The organism is Xenophilus azovorans DSM 13620, from assembly GCF_000745855.1.
GTDB lineage: Bacteria > Pseudomonadota > Gammaproteobacteria > Burkholderiales > Burkholderiaceae_C > Xenophilus > Xenophilus azovorans.
Genome location: NZ_JQKD01000079.1, coordinates 1 through 15,055 on the forward strand (window position 1 = coordinate 1; position 15,055 = coordinate 15,055).

Below are 15,055 nucleotides of genomic sequence, written 5' to 3' on the forward strand. Positions count from 1 at the left end.
GGAACATCGCGCTCGGCGAGCCGTAGAGCGCGGATCGCGGATCGGCGCCGGCGCCGGCGCCGCGCGCAAGGGTGTGGTTGATGGACCGCTTACGCTTCAGGCGCACCGTGTAGCCGGCGATCACGCCCTCGCGCTCCAGCCGCGCGATGCGGTTCTGCACGGTGCCGCGTGCCACGCGCAGGCGCTGCGCCAGGCTGGCCACGGTGGCACGGGCGTTGTCGCGCAGTAGGGCGATCAACTGGCGGTCGGTGTCGTCGAGATTGATCATGTCGCCAGATCCTGTTGGCGAAATGTTCAACCGGCGGCGCATTCCGGTCAAGCCGCCGGCTTCCGGTTGGCACGCCGGCCCGCCACACTGGCCTACATGAGCACACGCTTCATCGACGTGCCGGCGCTGGCGCAACTGCTGCAGCGGGTCGGGCTGCAGCCCTTCATCGAGGGGCTGGCCGCCGCCATCGAAGAGGACTTCCGGCGCTGGCCCGACTTCGACAAGACGGCCCGCCTCGCCAGCCATTCGCCGCAGGGCGTGATCGAGCTGATGCCGGTGGCGGGCCCGGCGCGCTATGCCTTCAAGTACGTCAACGGCCACCCCGGCAACCCGGCGCGCGGCCTGCCGACGGTGATGGCCTTCGGCGCCCTGGCCGACGTCGATACCGGCATGCCGGTGCTGCTGGCCGAGCTGACGCTGACCACCGCTCTGCGCACCGCCGCCACCTCGGCGCTGGCGGCCCGTGCGCTGGCGCGGCCGGGTGCGCGGCGCATGGCGCTGGTCGGCTGCGGCGCGCAGGCGGAGTTCCAGGCGCTGGCCTTCCATGCGCTGCTGGGCGTGGCCGAGCTGCGCGTGCACGACCGCGACAGCGCCGCCGTCGACAAGCTGGCGCACAACCTCGCCCCCTGGCGCGGCCTGCGGGTGCACCGCTGCGCCGATGCGGCCGAGGCCGTGCGCGGCGCCGACGTCGTCACCACCGCCACCGCCGACAAGCGCCATGCCCACGTCCTGCTGCCGGCGATGGTCGAGCCCGGCATGCACCTCAACGCCGTGGGCGGCGACTGCCCGGGCAAGACCGAGCTGCATCCGGAGGTGGTGCGCGCGGCGCGCGTGTTCGTCGAATACGCGCCGCAGACCCGGGTGGAGGGCGAGATCCAGCAGATGCCGGCCGGCTTCCCCGTCACCGAGCTGTGGCAGGTGCTGTCGGGCCGCGTGCCCGGCCGCACGGGCGCGCAGGAGGTCACGCTGTTCGATTCGGTGGGCTTCGCGCTGGAGGACTACGCGGCGCTGCGCTTCGTGCAAGGGCTGGCCGCGGCGCACGGCGTGGGGCGCGAGGTCGAACTGGTGCCGCAGACGCCGGACCCGAAGGACCTCTTCGGCCTGGCGCTGGGCACCGCCGCGGGCCTGCGCCGCGCGGCCTGAGCGGCGGCGCGGCGCCACCTTGGCGACAGCGCGCGGGACATCACGGATTGCCGTGGCCGGGCGGCATCGGCCCAATGGCGGCTTCTTCCAACGACCGAGAAAGAGACGACTCCCCATGTTCCGCCGCACCCTGCTGCGCGCCGCCGCGCTCGCCGCCCTGCCGGCCGCGATGCTGGCCGCCGCCCCTGCCGCCCATGCCCAGGCCTGGAAGACCTTCCCCGAGAAGCCGATCAAGCTGGTCATCGCCTTCCCGGCCGGCGGGCCGACCGACATCACCATGCGGTCGCTGGCCGACAACGCGGCCAAGGTACTCGGCTACCCGGTCATCGTCGAGAACAAGCCCGGCGCGGGCGGCACGCTGCCGGCGCAGCAACTGCAGACGTCGCCGGCCGACGGCTACACCATCGCGCAGATCCCGCTGGGCGTGTTCCGCCTGGGCTACACCACCAAGATCAACTGGGACCCGCTCAAGGACATCAGCTACGTCATCAACGTCACCGGCTACGCCTTCGGCGTCGTGGTGCCGACCGACAGCCCGCTCAAGACCTGGGCCGACTTCGTGGCCTACGCCAAGGCCAACCCCGGCAAGCTCAGCTACGGCTCCACCGGCACGCTGACCAGCCCGCACCTGACCACCGAGATCCTCGCGCAGCAGGCCGGCATCGAACTGCAGCACGTGCCCTACAAGGGCAGCGCCGACCTGATGCAGGCGCTGCTGGGCGGCCACCTGATGGCCGCGGCCGACTCGACCGGCTTCGCGCCGCAGGTGGAGGCGGGCAAGCTGCGCGTGCTCAACACCTGGGGCGACAAGCGGCTGGCCAAGTTCCCCGAGGCCCCCACGCTCAAGGAGCTGGGCTACGACATCGTGCAGAACTCGCCCTTCGGCATCGGCGCGCCCCGGGGCACGCCGCCGGAGGTGGTCAAGCGCCTGCACGACGCCTTCAAGAAGGCGATGGAGGAGCCCAGCTACGTGGCCGCGCTGGGCCGCTACGACATGCAGCCCATCTACATGGGCAGCGCCGACTACGCGAAGTTCGCGCAGAACACCGTGCAGCGCGAGAAGGCCGTCATCGACAAGCTGGGGCTGGCCAAGCCGCAGTAGCGGACGGGGCCGTGCGCGCCGTGCCGTGGGGACCGACAATGGCGGTCCGTCCTTCCGCCTGCCTGCTGCCTTGACCGAACGCTCCCCGTCCGCCGGCCGATCCGCTGCCCCCCGCAACGCGCCTTCGGTGCGCGCCGTTCCTCCGCCCGCGGAAGGCGGGCCCACGCGGCGGGGCGCGCCGCGCGAACGCTCCGAGCAGATGGAGTCGCGCATCCTGGCGGCGGCGATCGAGGAGTTCTCCGAACACGGCTTCGCCGGCGCGCGCGTCGAGCGCATCAGCCGCGCCGCCGGCACGGTGGACCGGATGCTCTACTACTACTACGGCAACAAGGAGCGGCTGTACCAGGCGGTGCTGGAGAAGATCTACGCCGACATGATCGGCGAGCAGCGCGCCTTCGTGACCTCGGAGGACCCGGTGGAGGGCATGCGCCAGCTCGTGCTGCACTCGTGGGACCACTACGAGTCGCACCCCCACCTGGTGCGCGTGCTGATGAACGAGAACCTGCTGCGCGGCCGGCACATCCGCCAGTCGCAGCAGGTGGAGCGCACCTCCTTCCCGCTGGTGGAGACCGTCACCGCGCTGCTGCAGGCAGGGCAGGCGCGGGGCCTGTTCCGGCGCGACGTCGCGCCCGAGCACGTGCTCATGACCATCATGTCGCTGGGCTTCTTCTACCTGTCGAACCAGCATACCTGCTCCACCTGGATGGGCGGCGACCTGATGTCGCCCGCGCGCCGCAAGGCCTGGCGCGAGCACATCTGCGACGTGGTGCTCAGCTCGCTCGCGCCTTCGGCCGAGCGCACCGCGCCGCCGGCGCGCAAGGGCGGCGCGCGGCGGCGCGGCTGACGGTTCAGGCCCTGGCCGCCTGCTGCGCCCACGTCTCCCGCACGAAGCGGGCGATGGCCGCGTTCTGGCCGATCAGCGAGAAGCGCGCGTTGTGCGCGTAGTCGGGCAGGTTGATCATCTCGGTGGTGATGGCGCGCAGCCCCGAGCCCGGCGTGCGCGCATGGTGCGCGAGCACCTTGCGCACCACCGCCTTCGTGCAGTCCAGCGCCGAGGCGTCCCAGGGCGAGTGCCATTCGCCCGGGCCGGGTTCCTCGAAAGGGTAGAGGATGCCGCGGCCCGGCTCGCCGGCCCGGTAGTCGAAGATCGAGTGCTTCGGCACGGCGGCCACGGGCTGCGACGGATCGAGCACCGACCACCGGTTGCGCGGCCCGTCGGGCGCCACCGCGCGCACCTGCAGCCAGCGCACGATGCCCATCTCCAGCCACTGGTCGACCAGGCTGCCGGGTCGGCGCGGGTCGAGCTCGATGCGGCCGGCCGCCACGTCCTCGCTCAGCCCGCAGATGCGCAGTTCCTCCGCGTTGCCCATCTTGAAGATGACGTGGCTGTAGTCGAGCGTGAAGTGGAAGGGCACGCCGCGTCGCCGCACCGCCTCGGCCACCGGCGCCACGCGGCGCGGGTCTTCGCTCCACATGTTGACGTGCAGCTCCAGCGTGGGCTCCACGCCCAGCGGCATGCCGAGGTCGTGGGCGCGCAGGTAGAAGTCGGCCACCTCGCTGTCGCTCACCGGCCGGCCGTCGCCGTCATGCCAGTGGACCATGATGTTGTGCTGCCGTGCGCCCACGGCGGCGGCCAGCCGGATCTTCTCGGGCAGCAGCGCCTCGTCCTGCCTCAGCGCGTAGAACCAGCTCGCGGTGAGCACCGGCAGCTGCCAGCGCTCGATGCAGCGCAGGTAGGTGTCGAGCTGGTCCGGCATCGGCAGGCGGTCGAAGCTGTCGAACACGCCGGCCTCGGCCACCAGGCGGAACTGCTCCTCGATCGGCGGCTCCTGCAGCGAGACGGGCGCCTGCAGCGAGGACGCCTGCGCGCCGCGGCCGTTGCAGCCGATGGGCGGAAGCGCGGTGGACACGCTCGTGCTCACGACGGGTTGCGCATCTTGCGGATCTGCTCTTCCGGCGGCTGCAGTCGGCTGCCGTCGACGTAGGTGCCCGCGGGCATCACGCCCTTGCCGTCCTTGACGGCGGTGCGGCCGACGAAGATGCCGAGAGTGGACTGGTTGTCCTGCGGGCGGAACACCACCGGCCCGAAGGGCGAGCCGAACTCCAGGCCCTTGAAAGCCGCGATCAGCTTCTCGGTGTCGGTCGAACCCGCCTTCTGGATGCCGGCGGCCAGCGCCTTGGCGCTGGCGTAGCCGACCACCGAGTTCAGGCGCGGGTAGTCGTTGTACTTCTTCTGGTAGGCGGCGAGGAAGGCCTTGTGCTCGGGCGTGTCGATGTTCGCGTACGGGTAGCCGGTCACGATCCAGCCGGCCGGCGCATCGTCCTTGAGCGGGTCCAGGTACTCGGGCTCGCCGGTCAGCAGGCTCACCACCTCGCGGCCCTCGAACAGGCCGCGGTTCTTGCCTTCGCGCGCCAGCTTGGTCAGGTCGCTGCCGAACAGCACGTTGAAGATGGCGTCCGGCTTCGCATCGGCGATCGCCTGCACCACCGCGCCCGCGTCCACCTTGCCCAGCGGCGGCGCCTGCTCGGCGACGAACTCCACGTCGGGCTGCAGCTTCTTCAGGTTCTCCTTGAAGGCGGCGACGGCGGCCTGGCCGTACTCGTAGTTGGGGTAGATCAGCGCCCAGCGCTTCTTCTTCAACTTGGCGGCCTCGGGTACCACCGAGGCGGACAGCGCGTAGGTGCCCGAGCGCAGGCGGTAGGTGTAGCGGTTGCCGTTGTCCCACACCACCTTGTCGGAGAGTGGGCCGGTGGCCAGGAAGAAGGCCTTCTTCTGCTTGGCGAAGTCCGTCAGCGCCAGGCCGACGTGCGAGAGCGTCACGCCGCTGATGACCTCCACCTTCTCGCGGGTGAGCAGTTCCTCGGCCGTGCGCACCGCGTCGCCCGGGTTGGCGTTGTCGTCGCGGAAGACGGTCTCCATCCTGCGGCCGAGCAGGCCGCCGGCGGCGTTGATCTCGTCCTGCGCCAGCAGCCAGCCGTTGCGGTAGGGCACCAGGTTCTGCGGCAGGGCCTTGTAGCTGTTGATCTCGCCGATCTTCAGCGTGTCCTGGGCTTGGGCGCCGGCGGCAGCGAGCGCGAGGCTGGCGGCCAGCAGGCGGGCGGAGGCGAAGCGTGCGATGGTCATGGCGGACTCCGGTGGGGCGGGTGGGGGTGCGGGAGGGGGGCGGAAAGGAAAGAGGGCGTCAGTCAGCCGGCGGCCGCCATCTCCTCGACGATCCGGCGCATCTTGATCGAGGAGGCGTCGAGCGCGAGGTTGACGCGCTTCCATTCGCGCGGCTTGTCCTCGTTGCGCTGGATGGCCTCCAGCACGCGCTTGTCCTCGTTGAAGGCCAGGCGCAGGCTGGCGCGCAGGCGCTCGTCCACCTGCGGGTCGGCCGGCGAGTTCCGGATGCACAGCCAGTGCTGCATGCAGCTGTGCTGGTCGATGGGCGTGATGAAGTGGCACGCGTACATCTGGATGCAGTCGTCCCGGTTGCCCTCGAGGGCGCCGGTGCCGGTCTTCGCGGAGCCGAAGTCGATGACGGCGATGCACGGCGCGTGGTAGTGGTAGTAGTGCCAGCGGTCGACGTTGGCGCCGCCGAAGTCCTTCAGCCCCTCGAACACCGGGATCAGCGGGCCGTCGATCACCCAGCGCCAGGTCACGACCTTGTTGCCCTGGCGCTCGTGCATCACGCGCGTCTCCTCGCGGCCGGCGCTGGCCAGGGTGGTCTTGTGCACGTAGACCACGTGCGTCGGGTCGCACAGGTTGTCGGCCAGGCTCAGGTAGTTGGCCCGCACGGGCAGGGCGTCGCCCTCGACCACGCTGTAGCCCGGGTCGTCGTACTGGGGAAGGTGGAACACCTCGGCCGGGTCGGCCCGGGCCGGGTCGCCCATCCACACCCAGACCATGCCCATGCTCTGCGCGGTGGGGTAGCTGCGCACCTGCGCGCCGCTGGGCGCCCGCGCCATGCCGGGCGCGGCGACGCACTGGCCGCTGCAGTCGAAGGCCAGGCCGTGGTAGCCGCACTGCACGGCGTCGCCCTGCAGCGTGCCGAGCGACAGCGGCGCCAGGCGGTGCGGGCACACGTCCTCCAAGGCGGCCACCCGGCCGTCCTCGGTGCGGAAGACCACCAGGTCCTCCTCCAGCACGCGGCGCGTGCTGAGCTGACGGCCGATGTCGCGCGCCCAGGCGAGCGGATACCAGGCGTTGTAGGCATAGGCGGGATTCATCGTGGGCACTCCTTCCGTGGCGGCCGCCGCAAGGCGATGCGTGCGGCCGGTGTGTGATGCAGGTCAAAGCACGACCTGTGCCGGATGTTAAGTAAGTGTTTTCTCCATTAACTTGGAGAAAACACTTACTTTTGGTGCGAACGGGGCCCGTTCGGGTGCGCCCGGACGAAAAATGACCCCTCGGGCAACCGCCTTGCGCTTGCCCGATCCCCCGGGGGGATGCTTTTTGTCTTGGGGCGGCCCGGCGAAAAAAAAGCCCCTGCAGGGCAGGGGCCGGTGCGGGGAGCGGGCCGGATCAGGCCGTGATCGACACCGCCTTGGTGTTCAGGTAGGCCTCCACGGCCTCCGGGCCGCCCTCGGAGCCGTAGCCCGAATCCTTGATGCCCCCGAAAGGCATCTCCGGCGTGGGCGTGGCCGGCTGGTTGATCCACACCATGCCCGCCTCCACCCGCTGGGCCAGCAGGTGCGCGTTCTTCAGCGAGCGCGTGTACGCGTACGCCGACAGCCCGAAGGGCAGCCGGTTGGCCTCGGCGATGGCGTCGTCCAGGTTGTCGAAGCCGCGGATGGCGGCGATCGGCCCGAACGGCTCGTCGTTGAACACCGAGGCCGTCAGCGGCACGTCCGCCAGGATGGTGGGCGCGAAGAAGTTGCCGCTGGTGCCCACGCGCTCGCCGCCGGTGGCCACCTTGGCGCCCTGCGCCTGCGCGTCCTCCACCACCTTGGCCATGGCCGTCAGCCGCCGCGCGTTGGCCAGCGGGCCCAGCGTGGTGCCCTCGGCCAGCCCGTCGCCCAGCTTGAGCCCCTGCGCGTGCTTGACCATCATCTGGGTGAACTCGTCCTTCAGGCTGTTGTGCACCAGGAAGCGCGTGGGCGAGATGCACACCTGCCCGGCGTTGCGGAACTTGGCCGCGCCGGCGGCCTTGACGGCCAGCGCCAGGTCGGCGTCGTCGCACACGATCACCGGGGCGTGGCCGCCCAGTTCCATCGTCGCGCGCTTCATGTGCTGGCCGGCCAGCGCCGCCAACTGCTTGCCCACCGGCGTGGAGCCGGTGAAGGTGATCTTGCGGATGATCGGGTGCGGGATCAGGTACTCGGAGATCTCGGCCGGGTTGCCGTACACCAGCCCCACCACGCCCGGGGGCAGCCCGGCGTCCACGAAGGCCTTGAGCAGCGCCGCGGGCGAGGCGGGCGTCTCTTCGGGTGCCTTGACCAGGAAGGAGCAGCCGGCGGCCAGCGCGGCGCCCAGCTTGCGCACCACCTGGTTGATGGGGAAGTTCCAGGGCGTGAAGGCGGCCACGGGGCCGACCGGCTCCTTGATCACCAGCGACTGGGCGGCCAGGTTGCGCGAGGGCACGATGCGCCCGTACACGCGGCGGCCCTCGTCGGCGAACCACTCGATGATGTCGGCGGCGGCCAGGGTCTCGCCCTTGGCCTCGACCAGGGGCTTGCCCTGCTCCTGGGTGAGCAGGCGGGCGATGTCGCCGGCGCGCTCGCGCACCAGGGCGGCGGCCTTGCGCATGAGGGCGGCGCGCTCGTGGGCGGGGGTGGCGCGCCAGGTCTCGAAGCCCTTCTGGGCGGCGGCCAGGGCGCGGTCCAGGTCGTCCTTGCCGGCGTGGGCCACCTTGCCGATGACGGCGCCGGTGGCAGGGTTGAGCACGTCCAGCGTCTTGCCGCTGGCGGCGTCGAGCCATTCGTTGGCGATCAGCAGTTGGGTGTTCGGGTAGGAGGCGGTCATGCGTCGTCGACTCGGGTTGAAGGGGCGGGAGGAAGGGAGCCGTCAATGCTACTCCGCTGCCGATAATCCCGCACCCGCCGCCTCCCCTTGCCCGCACCCGATGACCGCACGCCGCGCCGCCGCCCCCGCATCCGCCGCCGACGAGGCCGCCCAGAGCGCCGCGCGCGACGCCATCCTGCAGGCCGCCCGCGCCGAGTTCGCCGCCAAGGGGCTGGCGGGCGCGCGGGTCAACGAGATCGCCGCGCGCGCCGGCGTCAACAAGCAGCTCATCTACTACTACTTCGGCAGCAAGGAAGACCTCTATCGCATCGCGCTGGAGGTGGTCTACGCGGAGATCCGCACGCTGGAGCGCGGCCTGAACCTGGGCGGCATGGCGCCCGAGGCGGCGATGGAGGCGCTGGTCGGCTTCTCCTTCGACTACCTGGCGCGCCACCCGGACTTCATCGGCCTGCTCAATCACGAGAACGCGCACGGCGCCCGCCACGTGCGCGAGTCCGACGCCATCCGCGACACCAACTCGCCGCTGATCGACCTGATCGCCCGCACGCTGCGGCGCGGCATCGCGGCCAAGGTGTTTCGCCGCGGCATCGACCCGGTGGAGCTGTACGTGTCGGTGGCCGGCATGTCGTACTTCTTCTTCTCCAACCGGGCGACGCTGTCGTCCATCTTCGGGCGCGACCTGTCCGAAGCGGCGGCCGTTGCGTCCTACCGGCGCCACGTCGTCGGCTTCGCGATGGCCGGACTGCGGCCTTGAGAACATCGTTTCAACCAAACGGTTGACACGCGGCAGGGCGCTGCCTACAGTCGCTGCCACGGCGCCGCCGCATGGCGCCCAGAGTGACACCGCATGACTTCTTCCGCGCCCGCCGGGCCGCTGCTCGACCCGGCCCGCCTGCCCGCACGCTTCGACTCGGTAGAGGCGCTGGACGCCTTCCTCGCCACGCCCACGCAGGCGCTGGTGGACGACCTGGCCGCCGTCGAGGGCGACCTCATGGTGCTCGGCGTCGCCGGCAAGATGGGCCCCACGCTGGCGCGCCTGGCGAAGAACGCGGCGCCGGGCAAGCGCGTGATCGGCGTGGCGCGCTTCTCCGACCCGGCGGTGCGCGCGCAACTGGAGGGCTGGGGCATCGAGACGCTGGCCTGCGACCTGCTGGACCGCGCTTCGGTCGAGGCCCTGCCGCGCGTGCCCAACATCGTGTTCGCGGCCGGCCACAAGTTCGGCTCCTCCGACCACCAGGCGCTGACCTGGGCCATGAACACGCACGTGCCGGCCCTGGTGGCCGACACCTTCCGCGCGTCGCGCATCGTCGCCTTCTCTACCGGCAACGTCTATCCGCTGTCGCCGGTGGGGCGCCCGGGTGCCTCGGAGCGCATGCCGCCCGGGCCGATCGGCGAATACGCGCAGTCCTGCCTCGGCCGCGAGCGCATGTTCCAGTACTTCGGCGCGCGCCACGGCACGCCGGGCCGGCTGTTCCGCCTCAACTACGCCATCGACATGCGCTACGGCGTGCTGCACGACATCGCCGCCAAGGTGCATCGCGGCGAGGCGGTGGACCTGGCGATGGGCCACGTCAACGTGATCTGGCAGGGCGATGCCAACGCGCAGGCGCTGCGCTGCCTGCGCCACTGCACCGCGCCGCCCACGCCCATCAACTGCACCGGGCCGGAGACGATCCCCGTGCGCTGGCTGGTGGAGCAGTTCGCGTGCCGCTTCGACGTACCCGTGCGCACCACCGGCGAGGAAGCGCCCACCGCGCTGCTGTCGGACACCACCGAGGCCGCGCGCCTGTTCGGCTACCCGGTGGTGCCGCTGGGCGCCATGCTCGACTGGGTCGCCGACTGGGTGCAGCAGGGCGGCCCCACCCTCAACAAACCCACCAAGTTCGAGGTGCGCGATGGCCGCTTCTGACATCGATGACGCCGTGGCCCGGGCCCGCGCGCTGCTGCAGCGCGGCCTGGCCATCCCCGCCCATCCGCTGGCGCTGGACGCGCAGCGCCGGCTCGACGAACGCCGCCAGCGCGCCCTGACCCGCTACTACCTCGACGCCGGCGCCGGCGGCCTGGCGGTGGGCGTGCACACCACGCAGTTCGCCATCCGTGAGGCGGGCCTGTACGAGCCGGTGCTGCGCCTGGCCGCCGAGACGGCGCGCGACTGGCTGAAGGGCCGGCGCGACATCGCCCTGGTCGCCGGCCTGTGCGGCCCGACCGCGCAGGCCGTGGCCGAGGCGCGCATCGCCCGCGGCCTGGGCTACCACGCCGGCCTGCTGAGCCTGGCCGCGCTGCGCGGCCGCAGCGAGGACGAGCTGATCGCGCACTGCCGCGCGGTGGCGGCCGAGATGCCACTGGTCGGCTTCTACCTGCAGCCGGCCGTCGGCGGCATGGTGCTGGGCGAAAGGTTCTGGCAGCGCTTCGCCGCCATCGAGCAGGTGGTGGCCATCAAGGTCGCGCCCTTCCACCGCTACCGCACGCTGGACGTGGTGCGCGGCCTGGTCGCCGCGCGCGCCGAGGAGCGCGTGACCCTCTACACCGGCAACGACGACCACATCGTGCTGGACCTGACCACGCCCTTCACCGTGATGCGCGACGGCGCCCCGGTGACGGTGCGCTTCCGCGGCGGGCTGCTGGGCCACTGGTCGGTGTGGACGCGCCAGGCCGTGCAGCTGCTGGCGCGCTGCCAGGAGGCGGCGCAGGCCGGCGCGGTGCCCGCCGAGCTGCTGGCGCTGGACAGCCGCGTCACCGACTGCAACAGCGCCTTCTTCGACGTGGCCAACGACTTCCGCGGCTGCATCGCCGGCTGCCACGAGATCCTGCGCCGCCAGGGCCTGCTCGAAGGCATCTGGTGCCTCGACCCGGAGGAAGGTCTGAGCCCCGGCCAGGCCGAGGCGCTGGACCGCGTGTGGCGCGAACACGCCGACCTCTCGGACGACGCCTTCGTCGCGGCCAACCTGGACCGCTGGCTGGCCTGACGCGGATTCGCGTTCGACAGACAAGAACCGTTCGGGCTGAGCCTGTCGAAGCCTCGCGCAGCGCTTCGACAGGCTCAGCCCGAACGGTTGATCTCGTTGAACGCGATCCAGTACGAGCGCCTCAGCGAACCGCCAGGATCGCCCGCACCACCTCGGCGAAGCCCGCGCCGCGCTCGCCCTGCGTCACGTAGCGCGGCAGGTGCGACAGGTGCGGCACGAAGCGCGCGATGTTGGCCACGCCGATGCTGTGCGGGAAGGCCTGGAACATCAGCGCGTCGTTGGTCGAGTCGCCCACGTAGGCCCAGCGGCCGATCTCCGCGTCGAGGTCGCGGCCCCACAGCGTGCGCGCGATCCAGCGCGCGCCCTCGAGCTTGTTGTGCTCGCCGTACCAGCCGTTGACGTGGATGCTGCTCACCGTGGCGTGCATGCCTTCCTGGCGCATCGCCATCACCACCTTGTCGATCTGCGCATCCGAGAGCTGCGTGAACTCGCTGTGGTCCACTGCGATGTCGCACTCGCGGCCGGCCGAGTCGGTGGCGCGGCGCGCGCCGGGGATGTCGCGCTCGATCTGCGCCAGCACCGTCTGCATGCGCGCGAAGTTGGCGGCGCGCGTGGCGGCGTCCTGCTGGTAGCGCCGCTGCAGCGTGCCGCCCGGCTGCGGCACCAGCGCCATGGCGCCGTTCTCCGGCACGATCGCATCGACCGGCCAGGCGGCAGCGAAGGGTTCGCTCCAGCCCACCGGCCGGCCGGTGATGGGCACCACGTGCAGGCCGGCGGCCTTGAGCCGGCCCAGCGCCTGCACCACCTCCGGCGCGACCGCGCCCTCGGTGGTGAGCGTGTCGTCGATGTCGGTGAACAGGCCGACGAGCTGCCGGCGCGCATCGGCCGGCCAGGCGTTCAGCGGCTGCATCGTCGTGTCCATGCGCCTCATCCCGCGGTCTGCAGCGCCAGCCCGGCGTGTTCGCGCAGCGGGTGGAAGTGGATCTTCGGAAAGCGCTCCTGCGCCAGGCGCACGTCGTACGGCGAGGTGCACAGGTAGGCCAGCGTGTCGGCCGCGTCGCGCGCCATGCGCAGCGGGTAGGCGTTCTCGAACTCGCGCAGTTCCTGCGGCGTGTCGGCCGTGATCCAGCGCGCGCCGGTGTACTGGCAGCCCTCCAGGCGCACCTCGCAGTCGTACTCGGTCGCCAGGCGGTGCTGCACCACCTCGAACTGCAACTGGCCCACCGCGCCCAGCAGCATGTTGCCGCCGGCCTCCGGCTTGAAGACCTGGATCGCGCCTTCCTCGCCGAGCTGCATCAGGCCCTGCTGGAGCTGCTTGGTGCGCAGCGGGTTCTTCAGCACCACCGTCATGAACATCTCGGGCGCGAAGAAGGGCAGGCCGGTGAACTGCAGGCTGGCGCCGTCGGTGATGGTGTCGCCCAGCTGCACGCCGCCGTGCGTGGTGAAGCCCACGATGTCGCCGGCGTAGGCCTCGTCCACCGCCTCGCGGCGCTGGCTCATGAAGGTGACCACGCTGGTCGGGCGCAGCTCCTTGGCGGTGCGCTGCACCTTCAGCTTCATGCCCGGCGTGTAGCGGCCCGAGGCGATGCGCACGAAGGCGATGCGGTCGCGGTGGTTGGCGTCCATGTTGGCCTGCACCTTGAACACCACGCCGGAAAAGCCCGGGTCCTCGGGCTGCACGGTCTTCTCCTGCGGCTGGCGGTTGACGATCAGCGTGCTCTTGCGCGGGCCGGGCGGCGGCGACATGTCCACCACCGCGTCCAGCACCTCCATCACGCCGAAGTTGTTGACGCCGGAGCCGAAGAACACCGGCGTCAGCTTGCCGGCCAGGAAGGCCTCGTGGTCCCACGCGGCCGAGGCGCCCTGCGCCAGCTCCATGCCCTCGACGGCGTCGTCGAAGGCCTGGCCGAAGCGCGCGCGCAGGCGGTCCTTCTCAGTCAGCGGGATGGTCTCGAACTCTTCCGGGCGGCGCTCGCTGCCGGCCTCGAACACCGTCATGCTCTGCGTGCGCAGGTTGATGATGCCGCCGAAGCTCTTGCCCTGGCCCACCGGCCAGGTGATGGGGCAGCAGGGCATGCCCAGCTCGCGCTCCACTTCGTCGAGGATGTCCAGCGGCTCGCGCACCTCGCGGTCCATCTTGTTGACGAAGGTGATGATCGGCGTGTCGCGCTGGCGGCAGACCTCGATCAGCCGCCGCGTCTGCGACTCCACGCCGTTGGCCGCGTCGATCACCATCAGCGCCGAGTCGACGGCGGTGAGCACGCGGTACGTGTCCTCGGAGAAGTCCTTGTGGCCGGGCGTGTCCAGCAGGTTGACCACGTGGCCGCGGTAGCTCATCTGCATCACCGAGCTGGCGACCGAGATGCCGCGCTGCTTCTCGATCTCCATCCAGTCCGAGGTGGCATGCCGGCTGGCCTTGCGCGCCTTGACCGAGCCGGCGATCTGGATCGCGCCCGAGAACAGCAGCAGCTTCTCGGTCAGCGTGGTCTTGCCGGCGTCGGGGTGGGAGATGATGGCGAAGGTGCGGCGGCGGCGGGTTTCGGCGGCGAAGGAGGATGACACGGAGGGCTCCAGGCGCGGCGCGAGGACGAACCGCGCATGCCGCGAGGCGCTTACGAGCGACCCCTGGAGAGTCGGGGCCGGCACGTACATAGGCGCTGAGAAAAACCCGCAATTATCTCTCTGTGCAAGATGGTCGGGTCACATGCGACTTCTGGACTTGATCCGGAGCCGTGTTGTGTGGCGGCCTGGTGCTCACATGGTCGTCGACGCAGGAGCTCAGCCTCAGCGCATCTGGGCATCTGGGCACCTGGGCACCTGGGCACCTGGGCACCTGGGCATGATGCCTGCCTTGAGCCTGAGGTCGTGATCAATCGAGTTGTCTCAACTCAGACGCCCGTGAGGGCGCGCCATGACCAGCGCCTTCGTTGCCTTGAGCTCCCCGGTGTTTCAATCCACGCGCCCATGAGGGCGCGACCAGTCACGCAAGCGCATCACGACCGTCTTAAATCACACGTCGGTGAGGACGCGAGGGTACCGACCGCGCGTGACAATGCGCGGCACGTTCTCGTTTCAACTCACGCGCCGGCGACGTCGCTGTGGCAGATCTGCGCCATGAAGTTTCAACTCACGCGCCCGTGAGGACGCGACCCGCGCCATTCAGCCGCGCCCAGTGGTTCCAGGCTGTCAAGCGCCATCCAGATCTGGCCCCCTGACGACATTGAGTTCTGCCCCCCGGTTGATGATCAGTTCGTTGTCGCTTCGGTATTCGCGCTGGCCTGGTTAACCAGGCCAGCGCGGTGACCCTGCCTCGTTTCCACGTACATCAAGTCATGCAGCCAACTGGGCGTTCTCCCAGGTCACAGGGGCGAGGAATCCGTTGGCCGAGTGCAGGCGCTGACGGTTGTACCAGCCCTCGATCCAGTCGACGATGTCCAGCCTGGCCTGCGCACGCGTGTCGTAGCGTACCTGGTAGATGCGCTCGACCTTCAGCGTCTTGAAGAAGCTCTCCATCGGCGCGTTGTCCCAGGCGTTGGCCTTCCTGCTCATGGACATCGTGATGCCCAGATCGGCCGCCAGCGCCCGGTAGCGCCCGCTCGCATATTGCGCCCCGCGGTCGCTATGTACCAGCA

The 15,055-nt window shown here is 70.7% G+C and carries 14 protein-coding genes; 6 read left to right on the top strand and 8 right to left on the bottom strand.

The annotated features are described in order from the left end of the window. Positions 1-268: Lrp/AsnC family transcriptional regulator (locus tag Q392_RS33050; protein ID WP_157008235.1), on the bottom strand; the 268-nt coding region annotated here is incomplete at its 3' end. A 96-nt stretch (positions 269-364) separates the two neighbouring features. On the opposite strand from Q392_RS33050, the gene Q392_RS24765 reads away from it, so the two are divergent. The 3 genes from Q392_RS24765 (at position 365) to Q392_RS24775 (ending at position 3,357) form a co-directional block, all read left to right on the top strand. Continuing rightward, a complete protein-coding gene (locus Q392_RS24765; protein ID WP_038214331.1) occupies positions 365-1,411 on the top strand; it encodes an ornithine cyclodeaminase in 1,047 nt (348 codons plus the stop codon). A gap of 115 nt (positions 1,412-1,526) precedes the next feature. Next, positions 1,527-2,513: a tripartite tricarboxylate transporter substrate binding protein gene (locus Q392_RS24770; RefSeq protein ID WP_038214303.1), complete on the top strand. Its 987-nt coding sequence runs from the start codon at positions 1,527-1,529 to the stop codon at positions 2,511-2,513. A gap of 199 nt (positions 2,514-2,712) precedes the next feature. Beyond that, a complete protein-coding gene (locus Q392_RS24775; protein WP_051953938.1) occupies positions 2,713-3,357 on the top strand; it encodes a TetR/AcrR family transcriptional regulator in 645 nt (214 codons plus the stop codon). 4 nt (positions 3,358-3,361) lie between these two features. Here the strand turns inward: Q392_RS24775 and Q392_RS24780 are convergent, their stop codons facing one another. The 4 genes from Q392_RS24780 to Q392_RS24795 form a co-directional block, all read right to left on the bottom strand. Further along, positions 3,362-4,423, bottom strand: a complete 1,062-nt coding sequence (locus Q392_RS24780) for a xylose isomerase (protein ID WP_245610808.1) — start codon at positions 4,421-4,423, stop codon at positions 3,362-3,364. Positions 4,424-4,431: 8 nt separating this feature from the next. Continuing rightward, on the bottom strand, positions 4,432-5,637 hold the full coding sequence (locus Q392_RS24785; RefSeq protein ID WP_051953939.1) for an ABC transporter substrate-binding protein: 1,206 nt from the start codon (positions 5,635-5,637) through the stop codon (positions 4,432-4,434). 62 nt (positions 5,638-5,699) lie between these two features. Further along, positions 5,700-6,722, bottom strand: a complete 1,023-nt coding sequence (locus tag Q392_RS24790) for an aromatic ring-hydroxylating dioxygenase subunit alpha (RefSeq protein ID WP_038214309.1) — start codon at positions 6,720-6,722, stop codon at positions 5,700-5,702. A 295-nt stretch (positions 6,723-7,017) separates the two neighbouring features. Beyond that, the gene (locus tag Q392_RS24795) at positions 7,018-8,457 is read right to left on the bottom strand and encodes an NAD-dependent succinate-semialdehyde dehydrogenase (protein WP_038214312.1); all 1,440 of its coding nucleotides are present in this window, start codon (positions 8,455-8,457) and stop codon (positions 7,018-7,020) included. A gap of 100 nt (positions 8,458-8,557) precedes the next feature. Here Q392_RS24795 and Q392_RS24800 point away from each other — a divergent pair, with 100 nt between their 5' ends. The 3 genes from Q392_RS24800 (at position 8,558) to Q392_RS24810 (ending at position 11,423) form a co-directional block, all read left to right on the top strand. Continuing rightward, entirely contained in the window at positions 8,558-9,211 is a 654-nt protein-coding gene (locus Q392_RS24800; protein WP_038214316.1) for a TetR/AcrR family transcriptional regulator, read from the top strand. Positions 9,212-9,304: 93 nt separating this feature from the next. After that, the gene (locus tag Q392_RS24805; RefSeq protein ID WP_157008239.1) at positions 9,305-10,366 is read left to right on the top strand and encodes an NAD-dependent epimerase/dehydratase family protein; all 1,062 of its coding nucleotides are present in this window, start codon (positions 9,305-9,307) and stop codon (positions 10,364-10,366) included. Then, positions 10,353-11,423 (top strand): dihydrodipicolinate synthase family protein, encoded by a 1,071-nt coding sequence (locus Q392_RS24810; protein ID WP_038214320.1) that lies wholly within the window; start codon positions 10,353-10,355, stop codon positions 11,421-11,423. Before Q392_RS24805 ends, Q392_RS24810 begins: the two co-directional genes overlap by 14 nt. Positions 11,424-11,544: 121 nt before the next feature. Here the strand turns inward: Q392_RS24810 and Q392_RS24815 are convergent, their stop codons facing one another. The 3 genes from Q392_RS24815 to Q392_RS24825 form a co-directional block, all read right to left on the bottom strand. After that, on the bottom strand, positions 11,545-12,333 hold the full coding sequence (locus tag Q392_RS24815; RefSeq protein WP_084217389.1) for an HAD-IIB family hydrolase: 789 nt from the start codon (positions 12,331-12,333) through the stop codon (positions 11,545-11,547). A 17-nt stretch (positions 12,334-12,350) separates the two neighbouring features. Continuing rightward, entirely contained in the window at positions 12,351-13,985 is a 1,635-nt protein-coding gene (locus Q392_RS24820) for a peptide chain release factor 3 (RefSeq protein ID WP_038214324.1), read from the bottom strand. 768 nt (positions 13,986-14,753) lie between these two features. Next, positions 14,754-15,055: integrase core domain-containing protein (locus Q392_RS24825; protein WP_038214326.1), on the bottom strand; the 302-nt coding region annotated here is incomplete at its 5' end.

Excerpts from the sequence above, each read along its gene's own strand:
- Q392_RS24785 (WP_051953939.1), bottom strand. The coding sequence starts at position 5,637 with ATGACCATCGCACGCTTCGCCTCCGCCCGCCTGCTGGCCGCCAGCCTC.
- Q392_RS24800 (WP_038214316.1), top strand. The coding sequence starts at position 8,558 with ATGACCGCACGCCGCGCCGCCGCCCCCGCATCCGCCGCCGACGAGGCC.
- Q392_RS24795 (WP_038214312.1), bottom strand. The coding sequence starts at position 8,457 with ATGACCGCCTCCTACCCGAACACCCAACTGCTGATCGCCAACGAATGG.
- Q392_RS24775 (WP_051953938.1), top strand. The coding sequence starts at position 2,713 with ATGGAGTCGCGCATCCTGGCGGCGGCGATCGAGGAGTTCTCCGAACAC.
- Q392_RS24805 (WP_157008239.1), top strand. The coding sequence starts at position 9,305 with ATGACTTCTTCCGCGCCCGCCGGGCCGCTGCTCGACCCGGCCCGCCTG.
- Q392_RS24765 (WP_038214331.1), top strand. The coding sequence starts at position 365 with ATGAGCACACGCTTCATCGACGTGCCGGCGCTGGCGCAACTGCTGCAG.
- Q392_RS24770 (WP_038214303.1), top strand. The coding sequence starts at position 1,527 with ATGTTCCGCCGCACCCTGCTGCGCGCCGCCGCGCTCGCCGCCCTGCCG.
- Q392_RS24810 (WP_038214320.1), top strand. The coding sequence starts at position 10,353 with ATGGCCGCTTCTGACATCGATGACGCCGTGGCCCGGGCCCGCGCGCTG.
- Q392_RS24815 (WP_084217389.1), bottom strand. The coding sequence starts at position 12,333 with ATGCAGCCGCTGAACGCCTGGCCGGCCGATGCGCGCCGGCAGCTCGTC.
- Q392_RS24790 (WP_038214309.1), bottom strand. The coding sequence starts at position 6,722 with ATGAATCCCGCCTATGCCTACAACGCCTGGTATCCGCTCGCCTGGGCG.